This is a genomic window from Nocardia sp. NPDC004718 (genome assembly GCF_053601535.1).
Map to the genome: position 1 here is coordinate 322,615 of NZ_JBSGCA010000001.1, position 17,315 is coordinate 339,929.

The window sequence follows — 17,315 nt, forward strand, 5'->3', positions numbered from 1 at the left end:
GTGACGCGTGGCTCAGTAGCCGGACGAGCTTCCCGCGAACACGCCGACCAGGGCGAGCACCAACATCAACAGCAGGAACAGCAGGCTCACGCACAGCAGCCCGGTCGCGATGATGCCGCAGATGTATCCCGCGTTGACATTCCCCCGGCCACCGATGGTTCCACCGGACGCGTCGATCTCGTTGAGCGCCCGCTTGCCCATCACCCACGCGAAAGGTCCGATGAACTGACACAGCACGAGGCTCAGGATGCCCAGGATCAAGATCGTGGTGGATTGCGGGTGGTCCGGTGCTCCGTAGGCCCCATAGGCTGGATAGCCGTACGGCGGCGGCTGCGGCGGGTAGCTCATCAGCAGGATCGTAGTAGGTGTGGCTGCCTACACCACTTTTTCGGCGGTCGGCTCCATCGACCCCCGGAATCGCCGCGACGACCATGGATTCCATGACCGAGACACACACCGAACCGACCCTCGTGCTCGACGCGCCGGCCAGTGCGCCGGAACCGGAAGAGCATGTCCTTCGAGCGGTCCTGCTCGCACCCGTGCGCGCCCGGTTCTGGAAGGAACTCGTCTACGTTCTCACCGTTTTCGTGCTGGGCTGCCTGGCCGTCGCCTACCTGTTCCTCGGCTTCGGCGGCGGGCTGTATCTCGCGATCACCGTCATCGGCCTGCCGGTGCTGGCAGGCGTGCTGCTCGGCGGACGGCTGTGGGGCCGGATCTACCGCGCCCTGGCCAAAGATCTGCTCGGCATCGTCGTCGCGCCGCCCCTGCCGTTCGCACCCGCGTCCGGCCTGATCGGATTCTTCCGCAGCGCCTTCACCGATCGGGCGGCATGGCGAGCGGCATTGTTCCTGCTCGCGCAGGCGGTGCTCGGCGTCGCGGTGGGTTACCTGGTGCTCGTCGCGGTGGCGATGACCATGTTCACCGCGCTCTCCCCGATCCCATGGGCGCTGATCCACCCGACGAATGTCGACGAGAACGGTGTCGAGCACCAATCGATGGTCCAGTTCGGCGATCTCTACCTCGACAGCTGGCCGAAAGTGCTGGCGTTCGCGCTGGTGGGCGTGCTCGGCTGCCTGGCGCTGCCGTGGCTGCTGCGCGGCGTCTGCTGGTTGCACGGGCTGTTGACCATCGCGCTGCTCGGCGCGACGACTCGCGATCGCCGAGTGACCGAGTTGCAGGAGAGCAGGCGGACCGCCGTCGAGGACTCGGCGGCCACGCTGCGCAGACTGGAACGCGACCTGCACGACGGCACCCAGGCCAGACTGGTCACCATCGCGATGGCGCTGGGCCGTGCGGAGGATCGGCTGGCCGCGGGCGGCGATCCCAGCGACCTCATCGCCGAGGCGCGCGCGGGTTCCAAGGAGGCGCTGACCGAACTGCGCGAACTGGTGCGCGGAATCCACCCACCCGCACTGGAATTGGGGCTCGGACCGGCGCTGGAGACGCTGGCGGCGCGCTGCTCGGTGCCGGTGGAGCTGCGGGTGCATCTGCCCGAACGGCCCACTCCGGCCATCGAAGCGATCGCGTATTTCTCGGTGGCCGAATTGCTGACGAACGTGGTGCGGCACGCGCGGGCCACCAGCGCGTGGGTCTCGGCGCTGCCGGGTGCCGGGGGGACGATCGCGGTAACGGTGCGGGACAACGGCATCGGCGGCGTGATGACGCCCGTCGACGACGCGCTCGGCGCGGGCAGCGGGTTGTCCGGCCTCGCGGTGCGGGCCCGCACCGTGGACGGGACGCTGACCGTGCACAGCCCGGCCGGTGGGCCGACGGTGGTGACGATTCTGCTGCCGCTGGCTGGGTCACGATGAGTGACGGACTACGCCTCGTGATCGCCGAGGACAGCGCCATCCTGCGCGACGGGCTCGCCGGGCTGCTGACCGAACGCGGCCACGAGGTGGTCGCCATGGTCGGCGACGCGACCACGCTCGCCGACGTGGTCGGCACACACAATCCCGATGTCGTCGTGGTGGACGTGCGGATGCCGCCCAGCTACACCGACGAGGGGCTTCTGGCCGCCATCGAATTGCGCCGCAAATACCCGATGACCGGCGTACTGGTGTTCTCCCAGTGGGTCGAGACCCGCTATGCCACGGAATTGCTGGCCGGTGGCGCGAGCGGCGTCGGCTATCTGCTCAAGGACCGGGTCGCCGACGTCCGTGACTTCGTGGACGCGCTGCACCGCGTGGCCACCGGAGGAACCGCGCTCGATCCGGAGGTGGTGAGTCAATTGATGGGCGCCTCACGTCAGCAGGATGCGCTGGCCCGCCTCACCCCGCGCGAACGCGAGGTGCTCGAGCTGATGGCCCAAGGCCTGTCCAACAGCGCCATCGCCGCCGCGCTGACCGTCACCGAACGCGCGGTGGAAAAGCACATCGGCAACATCTTCCTCAAGCTCGACCTACCGCCCTCCGACACCCACCACCGCCGCGTCCTGGCGGTATTGCGACTCAAGGGCTGACGGCGCTGTGGTTTGTCGGCACATTATGCCAGACTGGCCCCAACGCGGTATCCGTGCGGGGAGGGGAGGAAGCGATGACCGTCAACGTGAACTGGCCTGATCATCTGCTGACCCTGGAGGACTGGATTGCGCTGCCGGAGGACAGCAGCCGAAATTACGAGCTTGTCGAGGGGGTTCTGGTCGTGTCACCGAAGCCGGTGTCGCAACATCAGCGCGCTGTCTTGCGGCTGGGCCCGCAGTTGGAACCGCAACTACCCGACACCCACGGCGTGCTGGGCGATACCGCAGTGGTAATCGACGCAGGCTCGGTGCCGACCATCCGAGTTCCGGACATTCTCGTGGTACCCGAAGCTGGTATCGAGGCCAACCTGCCGCGCTACGACGCGGCCGACGTGCTGCTCGCCGTGGAGATTCTGTCGCCCGGTTCACGACGTACCGATCGAGTGACGAAATTCTTCGAGTATGCCGAGGCGGGTATCGAGTACTACTGGCTGATCGACCTCGACAAACCCACAAGCCTTTCCGCCTACCACCTCATCGGCCGCGACTACGAACTCGTCGCCGAACAATCCGGCACCGTGACAGTCGACATTGCCGGAACCCCGATCACAATCGACCTCCCCGCGCTGACCAGCAGCCGAGCGGGCCGATAGCGCTTTCCACCGCCCGTTCCGGGCCTATCCTGGAGGTCTGGCACTCGGGGTGGAGGCTGGAATGGATCACGAGCGGATACTGCGCACGGTGCTCGGGGTGACCGCCGGGTATCTGATCCTGCTGGCGCTGTGGTTGGGGTGGGTGGTGCATCGGACGCCGCCGGGGACGGTGCCGTATCAGATCGTGGCGTTGGTCGGGTTGTTCGGTTCGTGCGTCGGCATCGGGATGATGCTCGCCGGACGGCCGTCCAAGGCGGATCGCCGCTTGTGGCGGCACGGGCTGGAAGGCTGGGCGACCGTCGAGGGCGTGCACCCGCTAGAGCGCACCGACCATTACACGGAGCTCACCGAGCTGGATCTGGAACTGACCGTACCGGGCTCCGAGAGTTACCGTGGCACTGTGGTTTTCGACGCCACCCCGGCCGATAAGCCCCGGCTCGCGGTCGGCGAGATCCTCTCGATCCGCGTCGACCCGGCGAACCGGGATCGCATCATTCTGGTGCTGTGAGCACCGGCTTCACGTGCGCTTTCGGATCGGCGAGCAGGTACTGCGCGGCCGCGTAGGTCGCCAGGATCGCGCCTTCGGCCACCCGCCGAGTCCGCTCGCCGCGCGCGAACAACCGCCGCAGCACGATCAGCCCGTCCGAGACGGTGAACAGCAACGCTCCTAGGCCGAGGCGGCTACGCGGATCGGTGCCGGGAATATTCACTCCCGCAACGTTTTTCGTGGCGGGCGCCAGCGCCGGGTCCGACGCCAGCACGGCCGCGGTACCCAACGTGACGCCGTACGCGGTCAGCGGCGCGGCCACCGAAGGGGCCTTCTTCCGCAGCAACCCGGCCGCACCCAGCCAGGCGGCCACCCGTGGTACGGCTACCCCGGCGGTGGGCCTGCCACCCATCCGCCACCACAGCGTGGAGTATCCGGCCTGCATCACCGCGAACGACGAGGCGCCCGCGATGAGCCTGCGGTCGTCGTCCGGATCGATCAGCAGGATGTCGCCGACCGTGGCCGCGCCCAGCGACCCGATCAGCACCGTGCGCTCGGTGGACGGCAGCTCTCTGCCTTCGGTGGCCACGTCCGCCGCGAGCAGCGGCATCAGCAGCGGCTTCGCGATCCACTGCGCCTTCTCCCGCCCGGTGACGGCGCCGTAGACCGTGAGCGCCGCCGCCGCGAGATATCCGGCTCGAAACGGCCGCACGGTCAGAAGCTCGGCTCGGTGGGCGCGGGCGGCAGCGTGACGACTTGTCCCGCATAACTCAGCCCCGCGCCGAAGCCGAGCAGCAACGCCGTCTGCCCGCCCTTGGCCTTGCCGGTGACCAGCATTTCCTCGATCGCGAGCGGAATGGACGCGGCGGAGGTGTTTCCGGTGTTCTCGATGTCGTTGGCCATCGGGACCTCGTCGGCCAGCCCGAGATTCTTCTTCATCAGCTCGTTGATCCGGGCGTTGGCCTGATGCGGGACGAAGACCTCGATGTCCTCCTTGGCCACGCCGGAGACCTCGAGCGCGGTGGACAGCGCACGCGGCAGGGTGACCGCGGCCCAGCGGAAGACGCGGGGGCCCTCCATCCGCAGTGACATCCGGCCGACCGGATCCACCGCCGGGTCGAGCCCCTGCATGGCCTGAGCGCGCCGCATGTACTCGAGGAAATCTATGTCCTGCATGATCGCGGCGGCGTTCTCGCCGTCGCTGCCCCACACGGTCGGCGAGATGCCGTTCTCGTCGCTGGGGCCGACCACGACCGCGCCCGCGCCGTCACCGAAGATCATCGCGGTGCCGCGGTCGGTGGGGTCGAGTCCGACGGTCATCGTCTCGGCGCCGATGAGCAGGACGTACTCGGCGGAACCGGATCGGATCATGTCGGCGGCCACGCCGAGGCCGTATCCGAAGCCGCCGCAGCCGGAGGTCAGGTCGAAAGCGGGGACGCCGTTCATGCCGATGTCATAGGCCACCTGCGGGGCGCCGTGCGGGGTGAGGGTCAGCCAGCTGGAGGTGGCCAGGATCACGGCGCCGATCTTCGACCGGTCGACGCCGCTGTTGACGATCGCGCGCTCGCCCGCCGCCGCCGCGATCGACCGGAGCGTCTCGTCACCGCTGATCCAGCGCCGGTTGCGGACGCCGGTGCGCTCGAAGATCCACTCGTCGGTGGAATCCAGGACCTCGCAGACCTCCGCGTTGCTGACCAGGCGTTTGGGTCGGTAAGCGCCGATTCCGAGCATGGCGACGTTCTCGCGGCTCCTGTTGACTGCAATGCTCACCACTGGAGACTCACACGACCCTTCACCTTCGAAGACTTACACCTCGTCCAGGCTATCCCAGGGCGAGATCCTTCAAGCCGAGGATCGACCGGTACTCCAGACCTTCCGCGGCGATCACCTGGTCGGCGCCGGTTTCCCGGTCGACGACGGTGGCGACGCCGACCACGGTAGCGCCCGCAGCGCGCAACGCGCGCACCGCGGTCAGGGGCGAATTGCCGGTCGTGGTGGTGTCCTCGACGACCAGCACCCGCTTGCCCACGACATCGGGGCCTTCGATCTGGCGCTGCATGCCGTGCGACTTCGCGGCCTTGCGCACCACGAAGGCGTCGATCGGGCGGCCGGGCGCGTGCAGCACGGCCAGCGCCACCGGGTCGGCGCCCATGGTCAGGCCGCCGACGGCGTCGAAGTCCCAGTCCGCGACGAGTTCGCGCAGCAGCTTGCCGATCAGCGGGCCCGCGCCGTGGTGCAGGGTCGCGCGGCGCAGGTCGACGTAGTAGTCGGCCTCTTTGCCCGAGGACAGGGTCACCCGGCCGTGCACGACGGCGAGCTCGCGTACCAGCGCGGCCAGCCGGTCCCTGTCGTTGGTAATCACGTCGATCATGTCAAGTCCTTCCGCGTGCGTTGAACAGCCCGCGATCGAGCCGGGCCCCCAGGGTTCGCGGGATCACTCCGGCGACGGTGGTGAGCGCTTTGTACTGCACACCGGGCACGCTGAGCACCCGGCCCTTCTCCAGATCACGCAGTGAGCCGGCGACTACCTGGTCGACGCTCAGCCACAACGCTTTCGGCAGCGAGGGCATCTCGATGCCTGCTCGCTGGTGGAATTCCGTACGGACGAATCCCGGGCACAGGGCTTGGACCCGGACTCCGGTCCCGGCCAATCCGCCTGCCAACCCTTCCGTGAAGGATACGACGTATGCCTTGGACGCCGAGTACGTCGACCCTCGTCCGGGAATCAGGCCCGCCACGCTGGCCACGTTGACGACACAGCCGTTGGCCGCCGCGATCATCGGCGGCAGCGCGGCCCTGGTGAGCCGCACCACAGAGGTGACGTTGACGTCCAATTGCGCCTGCAACTGCTCGGGCGGCAATGTCCAGAACTCCCCTGACCGCGCGAAACCGGCGTTGTTCACCAGGAATTCGACGCCGTCGGCCAGCCGCGCCGCGACCCGCTCGCGGTCCTCGGCCCCGGCCAGGTCCGCGACGAGCAGCTCCGAGCGGGTACCGAAGCGGTGTTCCATCTCGGTCGCGAGGGCGGTGAGCCGCTGCTCGTCCCTGGCGGCCAGCACCAAGTCGTAGCCGAGGGAGGCCAGCCGGGTCGCGTAACCGCGGCCGATACCCGAGGTCGGTCCGGTGAGCAAAGCCACCGGGCGGGTGGCGCCGGGCAGCCGGGGATGCTCGGTCATGACAGCGCGATCGATCGCAGTCGCTCGGGTCCGACCGCGGTGGGCGCGCGGCCGGTCACTTCGGCACGGGTCCCTGGTAGGGGCGGAAGCCGGGATGGAACGGTCCACCGGGCGGGTCGGCGGGCCGCTGCCGCGACTCGGAGTCGGCCCGGCCCTCGGCGCGCTCGTCGCGTTCCTCATGTGGCCGGGGTTTTTCGTCCTCGCGCACGCGGGCGCGGGTGTTCGGCACGACGGCCAGCGACGGGCGGCGCGCCGGTTCCGATCCCCGCTCCTCGGCTCGCTCGCCGGCGTGGGAGTCGTCATCGGACCGCTCGTCACCCTCGGCGTCGGGGCGTGGACGGTCGCCCGCGTCGTCCTCGGGGCCCCGGACGTTCTCGCCCCGCTGACGCTCGCGAGGCCGGGATCGGACCGGCTCGGGTCCGTCGTCGAAGTGCGGCTCGCTGACCGGCGGCAGCACGTGCAGCAGGCCGGACAGGCGCAGCACCGCGTCGATCGCGCCTTCCCAGTCCTTCGGGGTGGTGCCGACCAGCAGCATGCCCAGCGTCCAGTTGCCCTCGCTCCAGAGCATCTGTACGGAGTCCGGAAGATTCTCGATGAACGCGACCATGCGCTGATCGACCGCGTGCCTGGCGATTTCGGGGTTGGTCGCGAACACCACGCGATCACCGATGGCGCCGAGCAGTTCCAGATCGTGGTCCTTGGGCGGCGCGGCAGTCTTCAGCCGCATGTCCACGTCGATGTCCGAACCGATCTGGCGGCGGACCGCGACCAGCGTCGCGGAGTCCTCCAAGTCGAACAGCACGAACTTCTCGCCCTTGCGGATGCCGGAGACCACGTCGACCGCGGAGAGATAGCCCAGTTTGGTCAGCGCGCCTCGCCGCCACGTGGACGGCAGCGCGGGTTCCACGGACACATAGGTATAGCCCTGCGACTTCGCCCACACCTGTCGCGCGTGACCGGTCCGCTGACGCTGGAGCCGATCGAAATACAGCAGCACGATCGCACCCACGAGCGCGATCGCCGCCAACCCGAACCACATTGCCGTCATCGACGCCTAGCCTAATGGTCCCGGCCGGACATGGTCCGTCATTACCCCCGGCGCTTCGCGCGGTCCGTACCCGGCGCGGCTCATCGTCCGCCGCCGGGCAGCGAGGTACCGATGATGACCTTCGCCTGGATCGATCCGTCCGCGGCCTTGTCGCCCTGGATCAGCACCAGCTCACCGGTGGCGAGATCGGATACTTTCGTGCCCGACAAGGCGATCACCTGCGTCTTGGCGTCCGTGCGCACCGTGATGGTGTTGCCCATCACCGAACTCACCGTCAGGGTGCCCCCGTCGTTGGCGGTGATGGTGCCCATGGTCGCGCCGAGCCCGTCGGCATCGCCGAGGCCGGGCACGCTGGGCAACCCGCTCGGTGGGGTCGGCTGGGCGTTCCTGGTTCCCGGCGCCGGTCTCGTGGTGACGCGCGTCGTCGGTGCCGCCGCGGTTTCGGCCGAGCCGGAATCGCTCGCGCCCAGCAGCACGCCCGAGACCACCCCGATCGCACCGATCAGCAACACGACGCCGATGCCGAGGGCGATCCACAGACCGGTGTTGCGCCGCGGCGGCTGCGGTGGTGGCCCCTGCGGCACTCCCCCGGCGGGCGGCATCGCGCCGCCGGGCGGCCCCGCCGCACCCGGGGCGGTATCCGGATAGGCGGCCCACTGGGCGTCGTAGGCCGGGAACTCGCGCGTCGCGTTCGTCGCGGGTGGGCCCCAGGATCCGTATTGCTCCGTCGGGGGATATTCCGACGGAGCGCCGGCGCCGTACGCGTCGGGGTACGCCGTGGTGTGCGCCGGGCCCCCGTAGCCGGACTTGCCCGGCGGACCCAGGTGTTCGGTCGGCGCATCCTCCGGCCGCTGTCCCCAGGGATCGTTCGGGTTGGTCATGGCTTCCAGGGTAAGCGGCCCCGCACGCGCGAGGCCGCTTGCTCGCTCATCACCTTCCGACGATCAGGCCGTCCCCGTCGGGGCTGACAGTCACCTTGACGCTGTCGCCGTCGGTGACCTCGCCCGCGAGCAACTCCTTGGCGAGGGAGTCGCCGATGGCCTGCTGGATCAGCCTGCGCAACGGACGAGCGCCATAGGAGGGGTCGTAACCACGCACTGCGAGCCAGAACCGCGCCGAATCGCTGACCTCCAGCTTCAGCCGGCGCTGCGCCAGGCGCTTCTGCAGCTGATCGAGCTGGATGTCGACGATCTGCTCCAACTGCTCCTCGTCGAGCGCGTGGAACATGACCACGTCGTCGAGGCGGTTGAGGAACTCCGGCTTGAAGGCCGAACGCACCGCGTTCATGACGAACTCCTGGTCACCACCCGCACCCAGGTTCGAGGTGAGGATGAGGATGGTGTTGCGGAAGTCCACCGTGCGGCCTTGGCCGTCGGTGAGCCTGCCCTCGTCGAGCACCTGGAGCAGGATGTCGAACACGTCCGGGTGCGCCTTCTCGATCTCGTCGAACAGCACCACCGTGTAGGGCCTGCGCCGCACCGCCTCGGTGAGCTGGCCGCCCTGGTCGTAACCGACGTAGCCGGGCGGGGCGCCGACCAGCCGGGCCACCGAGTGCTTCTCGCTGTACTCGCTCATGTCGATGCGGACCATGGCGCGCTCGTCGTCGAACAAGAAGTCCGCCAACGCTTTCGCCAGCTCCGTCTTGCCGACGCCGGTCGGGCCGACGAACATGAACGAGCCGGTGGGGCGATTCGGATCGGCGACACCCGCGCGCGCCCGGCGCACCGCGTCGGACACCGCCTGCACCGCCTCGGCCTGACCGACCACGCGGCGACCCAGCTCCTCCTCCATGCGCAGCAGCTTCTGGGTCTCGCCTTCCAGCATCCGGCCCACCGGAATGCCGGTCCACGAGGACACCACCTCGGCGATGTCGTCCGGGCCGACCTCCTCCTTGAGCATCACCTCGCCGTCGCCCGCGGTGGCAGAGGACTGCTCGGCCTGGGCGAGCTGCTTCTCCAGCGCGGGGATCCGGCCGTAGCGCAGTTCGGCCGCCTTGCCCAGATCACCGTCGCGCTCGGCGCGTTCGGATTCGCCGCGCAGCGCTTCCAGTTCCTCCTTGAGCGTGCGCACCTGGTCGATCGCGTTCTTCTCGTTCTGCCACCGGGTGGTCAGCTGATTGAGCTTCTCCCGGTCGTCGGCGAGTTCGGCGCGCAGCTTCTCCAGCCGCTGCTTGGAGGCCTCGTCGGTCTCCTTGGCGAGCGCGACCTCCTCGATCTCCAGTCGGCGCACCGCGCGTTCCACCTCGTCGATCTCCACCGGGCGGGAGTCGATCTCCATGCGCAACCGCGAGGCCGACTCGTCGACCAGGTCGATCGCCTTGTCCGGCAGGAACCGGGAGGTGATGTAGCGGTCCGACAGCGTGGCCGCGGCGACCAGCGCGGAGTCGGTGATGCGCACGCCGTGGTGCACCTCGTAGCGATCCTTGATGCCGCGCAGGATGCCGATGGTGTCCTCCACCGACGGCTCGCCGACCAGCACCTGCTGGAAGCGCCGCTCCAGGGCGGCGTCCTTCTCGATGTGCTGGCGGTATTCCTCCAGCGTGGTCGCGCCGACCAGGCGCAGCTCGCCGCGGGCCAGCATCGGCTTGATCATGTTGCCCGCGTCCATCGCCGATTCACCGGTGGCGCCCGCGCCGACGATGGTGTGCAGCTCGTCGATGAACGTGATGATCTGGCCCGCGCTGTTCTTGATGTCCTCCAGCACGGCCTTGAGCCGCTCCTCGAACTCGCCGCGGTACTTCGCGCCCGCGACCATCGCGCCGAGGTCGAGCGCCACAACGGACTTGCCGCGCAGCGACTCCGGGACGTCGCCCGCCACGATGCGCTGGGCGAGCCCCTCGACGATGGCCGTCTTGCCGACACCCGGCTCGCCGATCAGCACCGGGTTGTTCTTGGTGCGACGGCTCAAAACCTGTACCACCCGGCGGATCTCGGTGTCCCGGCCGATGACCGGGTCGAGCTTGCCGTGGCGGGCGGCGTCGGTGAGGTCGGTGGAGTACTTCTCCAGCGCCTGGTAGCTGCCCTCCGGATCGGGGCTGGTCACCCGGGCGCTGCCACGCACCGCGGTGAACGCCGCGCGCAGTGCGTCGGCGGTGGCGCCGTACTTGGTGAGCAGCATCGTCACATCGGAGTCGCCTTGGGCGAGACCGACCATCACGTGCTCGGTGGAGACGTATTCGTCACCGAGTTCGGTGGCCAGGCGCTGCGCCGCGGTGATCGCGGCGAGCGCCTCGCGGCCCAGCTGCGGTGTGGTGGTGGCGCCGGTCGCCTGCGGCAGCCGGCCCACGATGGCCTGTGCCTCGTTGCGCACGACCGCCGGATCCGTTCCGACGGCCTTCAGCAAAGGCGCGGCGATGCCGTCGGTCTGGTCCAGCAACGCCACCAGCAAGTGCGCCGGACGAATCTCCGGGTTGCCCGCGGCGGAGGCCGCCTGCAGGGCGGCGGTCAGTGCGGCCTGGGTCTTGGTGGTGGGATTGAACGAATCCACGAGTCACCTTCCTACTAGTCGAGTCGATTCGTACGGCGCCGAGCGTGTTCGCCCGGCCGAAGCCGTCGCTTCGTCCCGCTCCGCCTTCGGCTCGGCGCCGTTCCTACTCGACCAACGTCTGAAAGATTGAGTCTGTTCCGCTCAAGTTTCGAATTCTTCGCCGCGCCGCTCCGATGCCGCCGGATCGTGTGGAACGCTACGCCCCGGCACCGGCGAAAGCGACGCCCCGCGACACCGCCGATGCGATGATTCCGCACGTCGGCGACCTTCGGATGCCTACGATGACCTCGGCCGTCAGTTGTTGCAGCACTCTTCACCCCGACTCGAGGAGCGAATGGATGCGCGCGATCGTGGTACGGAAGTTCGGAGCGACGCCGGAACTGGCCGAGATGCCGATGCCCGAGCCGGGCCCCGGATCCGTGCGGGTCCAACTCCAGGCAGCCGGGGTGAATCCCTTCGACCGGAAGGTGGCCTCCGGCCTCCTGGAAGGCAAACTGCCGCACGACTTTCCGATGATCCTCGGAGTCGACGGGGCGGGCACGGTCGCCACGATCGGCGCGGGCGTCAGCCGGTTCGCCATCGGCGACCGGGTGGTCGGCAAGTTCCTCACACCGCCGGTGGGCCACGGCAGTTTCGCCGAGTACGCGGTGCTCCCGGAGGGCGGCACGCTGGTGCCGATCCCGCCGGGCGTGACCACCGTCGCCGCCGCCGCGCTGCCGACGGCCGGGGTGACCGCGCAGGATCTCGTGGACGCCACCCACATCCAGCCGGGCCAGACCGTGCTGATCGTGGGCGCGACCGGCGGCGTCGGCTCCTTCTTGGTGCAGCTGGCCAATATCGCCGGCGCGCACGTCATCGCCACGGCACGCGGCGACTCCGCCGATCAGATGACCCGCTTGGGCGCGGCCGAGACGGTGGACTACACCGCGGGACCGGTGCGCGACCAGGTCGCCGCCGCGCATCCGGACGGCATCGACGTCCTGTTCGATCTGGTGAGCCCGCCCGAGGCGCTGGCGGAGCTGACCACGCTGGTCCGCGACGGCGGCACGGTCTACTCCACCACCTTCGCCGCCGACGAGGACGCGTTGCGCGCACGGTCGCTGAAAGGGGGCAACATCGAATCCAAGGGGAAAGCGCCGGAGCTGGCCCGGCTGATCCAGCGCGTCGCCGCCGGTGACGTGGTCGTGCCGATCGACGCTACCGTCCCGCTCGCGGAGGGACCCGCGGTCATCGGAGCGCCCGGCGCACGCGGCAAGACCGTGCTCGCCATCTGAGCGATAGCGACCCGCCACGCCGGGTCGGCGTCCCGCAAGACCACCAGGAGGTGTGTGACGAGGACTCGACCACCCCAATTCGGTCTGTTCCTGATCCCCGAGGCCGACGACTTCCGCAGGCTCGCCGAGCTGAGCGTGTACGCCGACGTGTCCGGGCTCGACCTGATCGGGATTCAGGACCATCCCTACCAGCGCCGTTTCCTGGACACCTGGACGCTGATCACCGCTCTCGTCGCGCGCACCGAGCGGATCACCTTCTTCCCCGACGTGGCGAACCTGCCGCTGCGCCACCCCGCGCTGCTCGCGAAGTCGGTGGCCTCGCTCGACATCATGCGCGACGGCCGGATCCAGCTCGGTCTCGGCGCGGGCGCGTTCTGGGACGCCGTCGCCGGGATGGGCGGACCGCGCCGAACCGGCGGCGAGGCGGTACGCGCCCTGGCCGAGGCGATCGCGGTGATCCGCGCCTTGTGGAGCGACGAGCGATCGGTCCGGGTGCCCGGCGCCTTCTACTCCCTGGCGGGCGCGCATCCCGGCCCCGCCCGCGACACGAGCCCGGCATCTGGCTCGGTGCGCGCGGGCCGCGCATGCTCGAGCTCACCGGACGCGCCGCCGACGGCTGGGTGCCGTCCGCCGCGTGGGCGCCGCCGGAGTTCCTCGCCGAAGCGGGCGAGCGGATCGATGCCGCCGCCGCGGCGGCGGGCCGGGACCCGCTGACGGTGCGGCGGGTGCTGAACGTATCGGGGACCATCACCGCGGACGGGTCCGATCGCGGCTTCCTGGAGGGCCCGCCCCAGCGCTGGGTCGACGACCTGCTCGCCCTGCACCGTGACCAGCGGATCGACGGTTTCGTCTTCTGGCCGACCGAGGGGGAACCGGTCGAGCAGATCCGTCGTTATACCGAGCAGGTCGTGCCTGCGGTGCGCACCGGCGCCGGAACCTGACCGGCCGGAAACGGCATCCTCCGGTCCCGCATCGACGCGGAAATCCGGCCCGGCCCGCCCACGGCGGCGGTACCCGACGGGTCAGCGGCATCCGCCGTTTGCCCACCGATTACCGTTTGCCCGGGTCGCACGGCACTCACGGGCGCGGCCGGACGTAGTCCGTCTCCAGCCCGGGCATGGCCGCAGCGAAGGCGAAGGTTCGCTTTATACCCACACGACCACGGCATTTTCGGGGATACTTGTCGGCGGGAGACCGCCGGTAACGGGTATGTCCCCGGGCAGAACTGAGGGAAAGGAAGCTCCACGTCGTGGATGCGCGTTCGGCTGCGCTGGTCCGCGCCAATTTTCGTTCGGTGATCGAGTCGCCGAATGGACCCGAGCGGTTGGTCAGTGCGTTCTACGGACATTTGTTCGCCGAGAACCCACGGTTGCGCGAATTGTTCCCACCCGCCATGGAAATGCAGGCCAAACGGATCGCCACGGCCATCCAGTACGTCCTCGATCACCTGGAGGACTGGGATCGCGCGCAGAAGTTCCTGGAGCAACTCGCTCGCGACCATCGCAAGTACGGCGTGGAGGCCGCGCACTACGACATAGCGGGCCGTGCGCTGCTGGCGGCGTTCCGCGTCTACAACGGCGCGGCATGGAATCGGAGCCTGGAGGAGGGCTGGCGCGACATCACCATCCTGATCTCCGCGTCCATGGCCATCGGCGCCAACTCCGACAAGTCGCAGCCGGTGTGGGAGGCCACCGTGGTCGGCCATCGCCGCGTGCTGGAGGACCTGGCCATCGTGCGGCTGCAGTCCGATGGGCCGGTGCCCTACCAGGCCGGGCAGTACGTGCCGGTCACCATTCCGCAGCGGCCGAAGATGTGGCGTTATTTCTCCCCTGCCATCCCGTCCAACCCGTACGGCGAGATCGAGTTCCACGTGCGCAAGATCCGCGGCGGCTGGGTGAGCCCCGCGATCGTCAACGAGACCAGGGTGGGCGACCGATGGCGGATCGCGGGCCCGCTCGGCGGACTGCACGTCGACCGGGACAGCGGCCGCGACGTGCTCATGATCGGCGCGGGCACCGGCATCGCCCCGCTGCGCGCCCAGCTGATCGAAATGGGTCAGCGCGGCATCAACCCGCGAGTGCACTTCTTCATCGGCGGCCGCTATCCCTGCGACCTGTACGACGTGGAGAACATGTGGCAGCTCTCGCAGAGCAACCCGTGGCTGACCATCGTTCCGGTGTGTGAGCAGAAGACCAACCCGTGGTGGTACCCGCATCCGCCGCAGGACGCACCGTACGGCATGCACCGGCGCCTGATCGGTAACCTTGGCGCCGTGGTCGCGAGCTTCGGCGCGTGGGAAGACCGGCAGATCCAGATCGCCGGCTCGGCCCGGATGATCGCGGACACCCGGCGCGCGCTCATCGCGGTCGGCACGCCGGAGCAGAACATCAGCTGCGACCCTGTGTAAGAAGGAGGCCCCGTTGGGGGATCCGAGCATGCTCGGCAATGGTCATCAGGCGCCGGAGTGGACTTCGACCGTGGTCGGCCATCATCGCCTGCGACACGATCTCGCGGTGATCCGCCTGATCGGGGAGTTCGTGCCGTTCGCCGCCGGACAGTCGGTCGAAGTGCGGGTGCCGCAGCATCCCGGCGTGCGCCGCAGGCTGTCCCCCGCGCTGCCGCCGTCCCTGGACGGCAAACTGGAGTTCCACGTGCGCACGGTGCCTGGCGGCTGGTGCAGCGCCGCGATCGTCGCCGACACCCAGCCGGGCGACGAGTGGCGGATCGGCGCTCCTGCAGGCGGGTTCTGGGTCGACCCCGACGGCGACGAGGTGGTGATGATCGCGGGCGGTACGGGATTGGCGCCCATGCGCGCTCAGATCCTCGAGCTGGCGCGCAAGCCGTCGCCGCCGCCCACCTACCTCTTCGTAGGGGGGCGTTCCCCCCGCGACCTGTACGCCTCGGACATGCTCTACCTGCTGGCCGCCGAATTGCCATGGCTCACGGTGATTCCGGTGGTGGAGAACCCGGAGGATCCGAGCTGGGTCGACGACTGGTACGAGCGGTCCCGCGTCGACATCGGCTTCGCACCCGACGACCTGCTCTACGGCACCCTCGCCGAAGTCCTCGGCTCCCACGGCGCTTTCCTCGAACACCAAGTACTCGTGTGCGGCTCCCCGGCCATGGTCCAAACCACGGTCGACCGCCTCCTCGAAACCGGAACTCCGCCGGAGCGAATCCAATTCGAGGGGCTCTGACCGAACCGTGAACCTGAGCCGAGTGAACTACTCGGCCAGGTCAATGGCACACCCTTGGAGCCGGGCCGCGAACACCCGGCGCCGCAGGGGCCGGACTAATACAACGGGTCGTGGCGGATGTTCTTCGCCAGGGTTCCGGCTGCCATGAGGCGGAACTTGGTGGTCTGCACCATCGAGGGTGAACCGACGATCTGCACGTCGCGGTCGGACCATGCGCCGAAACTGGCGACGACCTTGCCGATCTGGCCGGTGACGCGGGGTTCCAGGCCGGGCCAGGTGGTGCGCGGCTCCTCCGGTTCCGCGTACCACCAGGGGTTTTCGTCGTGCTCGCTCACCGGCGTGACCGTGAGCCAGCGGTTGGCCATCGCCAGCTTGCCCAGGGTCTCCAGGTCGTAGAGGTCGCAGGGGTGGTGGCCGCCGACGAACAGATGCACCTTCGGATTGGACCGCCGCATCGCCATCGACATCAGCTGCGCGCGCAGCGGCGCGATCCCGGTGCCGCAGCCGACCATCAGCATCTTGCGTTTGGCGTTGCGCGGAACGCCCAGGCCGCCGAGTGGCGAGCCGAGCAGCCATTGGTCGCCGACGACGGTCTGGCCGACGATGGCCGAGCTGACCCAGCCGCCGAGCACGCTGCGGACGTGGAACTCGATCTCACCGTTGGCATTCGCCGGCACGGCAGGCGAGAGATAGCGCCACATGCGCGGCCGCGACGGAACCTGCACGCTCAAGTACTGGCCCGCGGCGTAGCGCATCGGCTGATCCAGTTGCAGCCGGACGACGACCAGGTTGCGCAGCACCTCGCGGCGCTCGATCACCGTGCCGGTCCACACCGACGGCGTGGTCTCCTTCTCCGCCGCGCCGATCATGGTGTCGGAGATGATCTGCAGGCCCTCGTCCCAGGCGCGGTCCACCTCGTCGGTCCACATCTCGGTGCCGGCGAACACCTTCACGGCGTTCTTCAGCGCGGTGGCGACGGCGGCGTAGTGCGCGGGCTGCACGCCGTACTTGCGGTGATCCCTGCCGAGCTGGGCCAGGAAGGGCAGCAGCTTGTCGGGCTCCTCCAACCGGTCCAGCGCATAGGAGATCGCCTTGACCAGGCGGTCGCGCTGGGAGTCCATCGCGGCCGGAAAGAAATCGCGGACGTGCGGGTAGTCGGTGAACAAGATCGCGTAGAACGATCTCGCCAGTTTCTCCGGCCCCCCATCCTCCGCAGCAACCGCCTTGAACGTAGTTCTGATCAAAGCGACAGTGCGTGAATCCATTGGTCTCACAACCCCATTTCGCACTCGTTCACGAACCATGCCGGCGAGTGAGGTGCTGCGGGCCACTCGACAGCAGCCGATGGCAAGGAGTGTAGGCGAGGTTTGCCAGCAACGGAATCTTTCGAAGGAACATACCGCACTCAATTTCGTCTAAACGAGGATCCCCAGGGCGACACGCCAGAGAAACCGACTGTAAGACCGGGGATTCAGCAGAAAATCAGTCGTGTGCACACCGAATTGGTAAGGCTCTCTTGCGGAATTACGTCCC

At 68.8% G+C, this 17,315-nt stretch carries 17 protein-coding genes and 1 pseudogene; 9 read left to right on the plus strand and 9 right to left on the minus strand.

The genetic code is table 11. The features are described from left to right. Positions 1 to 12: 12 nt before the first annotated feature. Positions 13 to 348, minus strand: coding sequence for a DUF4190 domain-containing protein (locus tag ACWEH3_RS01710; protein WP_356962841.1), 336 nt, complete (start codon positions 346 to 348; stop codon positions 13 to 15). A 92-nt stretch (positions 349 to 440) separates the two neighbouring features. Between ACWEH3_RS01710 and ACWEH3_RS01715 the strand changes: the two genes are divergently transcribed. The 4 genes from ACWEH3_RS01715 (at position 441) to ACWEH3_RS01730 (ending at position 3,622) form a co-directional block, all read left to right on the plus strand. Beyond that, positions 441 to 1,811, plus strand: a complete 1,371-nt coding sequence (locus tag ACWEH3_RS01715; protein WP_450015305.1) for a sensor histidine kinase — start codon at positions 441 to 443, stop codon at positions 1,809 to 1,811. Beyond that, complete coding sequence (locus ACWEH3_RS01720; RefSeq protein ID WP_355071518.1) at positions 1,808 to 2,461, plus strand: response regulator transcription factor; 654 nt, start codon at positions 1,808 to 1,810, stop codon at positions 2,459 to 2,461. Before ACWEH3_RS01715 ends, ACWEH3_RS01720 begins: the two co-directional genes overlap by 4 nt. Positions 2,462 to 2,535: 74 nt before the next feature. Further along, the gene (locus ACWEH3_RS01725; RefSeq protein WP_450015303.1) at positions 2,536 to 3,114 is read left to right on the plus strand and encodes a Uma2 family endonuclease; all 579 of its coding nucleotides are present in this window, start codon (positions 2,536 to 2,538) and stop codon (positions 3,112 to 3,114) included. 61 nt (positions 3,115 to 3,175) lie between these two features. Beyond that, a complete protein-coding gene (locus ACWEH3_RS01730) occupies positions 3,176 to 3,622 on the plus strand; it encodes a hypothetical protein (RefSeq protein WP_355071515.1) in 447 nt (148 codons plus the stop codon). Here the strand turns inward: ACWEH3_RS01730 and ACWEH3_RS01735 are convergent. The 7 genes from ACWEH3_RS01735 to clpB all read right to left on the minus strand — a co-directional run bounded on the left by ACWEH3_RS01735 (position 3,606) and on the right by clpB (position 11,311). Next, positions 3,606 to 4,313 (minus strand): lysoplasmalogenase family protein, encoded by a 708-nt coding sequence (locus ACWEH3_RS01735; RefSeq protein ID WP_450015301.1) that lies wholly within the window; start codon positions 4,311 to 4,313, stop codon positions 3,606 to 3,608. The genes ACWEH3_RS01730 and ACWEH3_RS01735 overlap by 17 nt on opposite strands. Positions 4,314 to 4,315: 2 nt before the next feature. Continuing rightward, positions 4,316 to 5,374, minus strand: coding sequence for a beta-ketoacyl-ACP synthase 3 (locus tag ACWEH3_RS01740; RefSeq protein WP_450015299.1), 1,059 nt, complete (start codon positions 5,372 to 5,374; stop codon positions 4,316 to 4,318). A gap of 49 nt (positions 5,375 to 5,423) precedes the next feature. Continuing rightward, positions 5,424 to 5,972 carry an orotate phosphoribosyltransferase gene (gene pyrE / locus ACWEH3_RS01745; RefSeq protein ID WP_355071509.1) on the minus strand — a complete coding sequence of 183 codons (549 nt, stop codon included), beginning with the start codon at positions 5,970 to 5,972 and terminating at the stop codon, positions 5,424 to 5,426. A gap of 1 nt (position 5,973) precedes the next feature. Next, a complete protein-coding gene (locus tag ACWEH3_RS01750; protein ID WP_450015297.1) occupies positions 5,974 to 6,777 on the minus strand; it encodes an SDR family NAD(P)-dependent oxidoreductase in 804 nt (267 codons plus the stop codon). A 55-nt stretch (positions 6,778 to 6,832) separates the two neighbouring features. After that, on the minus strand, positions 6,833 to 7,825 hold the full coding sequence (locus tag ACWEH3_RS01755; protein ID WP_450015295.1) for a hypothetical protein: 993 nt from the start codon (positions 7,823 to 7,825) through the stop codon (positions 6,833 to 6,835). An 80-nt stretch (positions 7,826 to 7,905) separates the two neighbouring features. Then, complete coding sequence (locus tag ACWEH3_RS01760) at positions 7,906 to 8,706, minus strand: DUF5666 domain-containing protein (protein ID WP_450015293.1); 801 nt, start codon at positions 8,704 to 8,706, stop codon at positions 7,906 to 7,908. Between the two features lie 49 nt (positions 8,707 to 8,755). Further along, a complete protein-coding gene (gene clpB / locus ACWEH3_RS01765) occupies positions 8,756 to 11,311 on the minus strand; it encodes an ATP-dependent chaperone ClpB (protein WP_450015291.1) in 2,556 nt (851 codons plus the stop codon). Positions 11,312 to 11,649: 338 nt separating this feature from the next. On the opposite strand from clpB, the gene ACWEH3_RS01770 reads away from it, so the two are divergent. From ACWEH3_RS01770 to ACWEH3_RS01790, 5 genes and pseudogenes are all read left to right on the plus strand, one after another. Continuing rightward, a complete protein-coding gene (locus ACWEH3_RS01770) occupies positions 11,650 to 12,585 on the plus strand; it encodes an NADP-dependent oxidoreductase (RefSeq protein WP_450015289.1) in 936 nt (311 codons plus the stop codon). A 147-nt stretch (positions 12,586 to 12,732) separates the two neighbouring features. Next, a pseudogene (locus ACWEH3_RS01775) lies at positions 12,733 to 13,265 on the plus strand (LLM class flavin-dependent oxidoreductase); the annotation flags it as partial. A 45-nt stretch (positions 13,266 to 13,310) separates the two neighbouring features. Beyond that, positions 13,311 to 13,526, plus strand: coding sequence for a hypothetical protein (locus ACWEH3_RS01780; RefSeq protein WP_452358252.1), 216 nt, complete (start codon positions 13,311 to 13,313; stop codon positions 13,524 to 13,526). 308 nt (positions 13,527 to 13,834) lie between these two features. Then, positions 13,835 to 14,992 carry an FAD-binding oxidoreductase gene (locus tag ACWEH3_RS01785; protein ID WP_039802769.1) on the plus strand — a complete coding sequence of 386 codons (1,158 nt, stop codon included), beginning with the start codon at positions 13,835 to 13,837 and terminating at the stop codon, positions 14,990 to 14,992. Between the two features lie 28 nt (positions 14,993 to 15,020). Next, positions 15,021 to 15,782, plus strand: coding sequence for an FAD-binding oxidoreductase (locus ACWEH3_RS01790; RefSeq protein WP_450015556.1), 762 nt, complete (start codon positions 15,021 to 15,023; stop codon positions 15,780 to 15,782). Between the two features lie 95 nt (positions 15,783 to 15,877). Here ACWEH3_RS01790 and ACWEH3_RS01795 read toward each other — a convergent pair whose 3' ends face one another. Beyond that, the gene (locus ACWEH3_RS01795) at positions 15,878 to 17,047 is read right to left on the minus strand and encodes an FAD-binding oxidoreductase (protein WP_450015286.1); all 1,170 of its coding nucleotides are present in this window, start codon (positions 17,045 to 17,047) and stop codon (positions 15,878 to 15,880) included. Positions 17,048 to 17,315: the final 268 nt, after the last annotated feature.

Bases quoted from the DNA above. Each gene is read 5' to 3' on its own strand.
- ACWEH3_RS01795 (WP_450015286.1), bottom strand. From the start codon at position 17,047: ATGGATTCACGCACTGTCGCTTTGATCAGAACTACGTTCAAGGCGGTT.
- ACWEH3_RS01720 (WP_355071518.1), top strand. From the start codon at position 1,808: ATGAGTGACGGACTACGCCTCGTGATCGCCGAGGACAGCGCCATCCTG.
- ACWEH3_RS01760 (WP_450015293.1), bottom strand. From the start codon at position 8,706: ATGACCAACCCGAACGATCCCTGGGGACAGCGGCCGGAGGATGCGCCG.
- ACWEH3_RS01730 (WP_355071515.1), top strand. From the start codon at position 3,176: ATGGATCACGAGCGGATACTGCGCACGGTGCTCGGGGTGACCGCCGGG.
- ACWEH3_RS01750 (WP_450015297.1), bottom strand. From the start codon at position 6,777: ATGACCGAGCATCCCCGGCTGCCCGGCGCCACCCGCCCGGTGGCTTTG.
- ACWEH3_RS01715 (WP_450015305.1), top strand. From the start codon at position 441: ATGACCGAGACACACACCGAACCGACCCTCGTGCTCGACGCGCCGGCC.
- ACWEH3_RS01710 (WP_356962841.1), bottom strand. From the start codon at position 348: ATGAGCTACCCGCCGCAGCCGCCGCCGTACGGCTATCCAGCCTATGGG.
- ACWEH3_RS01725 (WP_450015303.1), top strand. From the start codon at position 2,536: ATGACCGTCAACGTGAACTGGCCTGATCATCTGCTGACCCTGGAGGAC.
- pyrE (WP_355071509.1), bottom strand. From the start codon at position 5,972: ATGATCGACGTGATTACCAACGACAGGGACCGGCTGGCCGCGCTGGTA.
- ACWEH3_RS01755 (WP_450015295.1), bottom strand. From the start codon at position 7,825: ATGACGGCAATGTGGTTCGGGTTGGCGGCGATCGCGCTCGTGGGTGCG.
- ACWEH3_RS01790 (WP_450015556.1), top strand. From the start codon at position 15,021: ATGCTCGGCAATGGTCATCAGGCGCCGGAGTGGACTTCGACCGTGGTC.
- ACWEH3_RS01770 (WP_450015289.1), top strand. From the start codon at position 11,650: ATGCGCGCGATCGTGGTACGGAAGTTCGGAGCGACGCCGGAACTGGCC.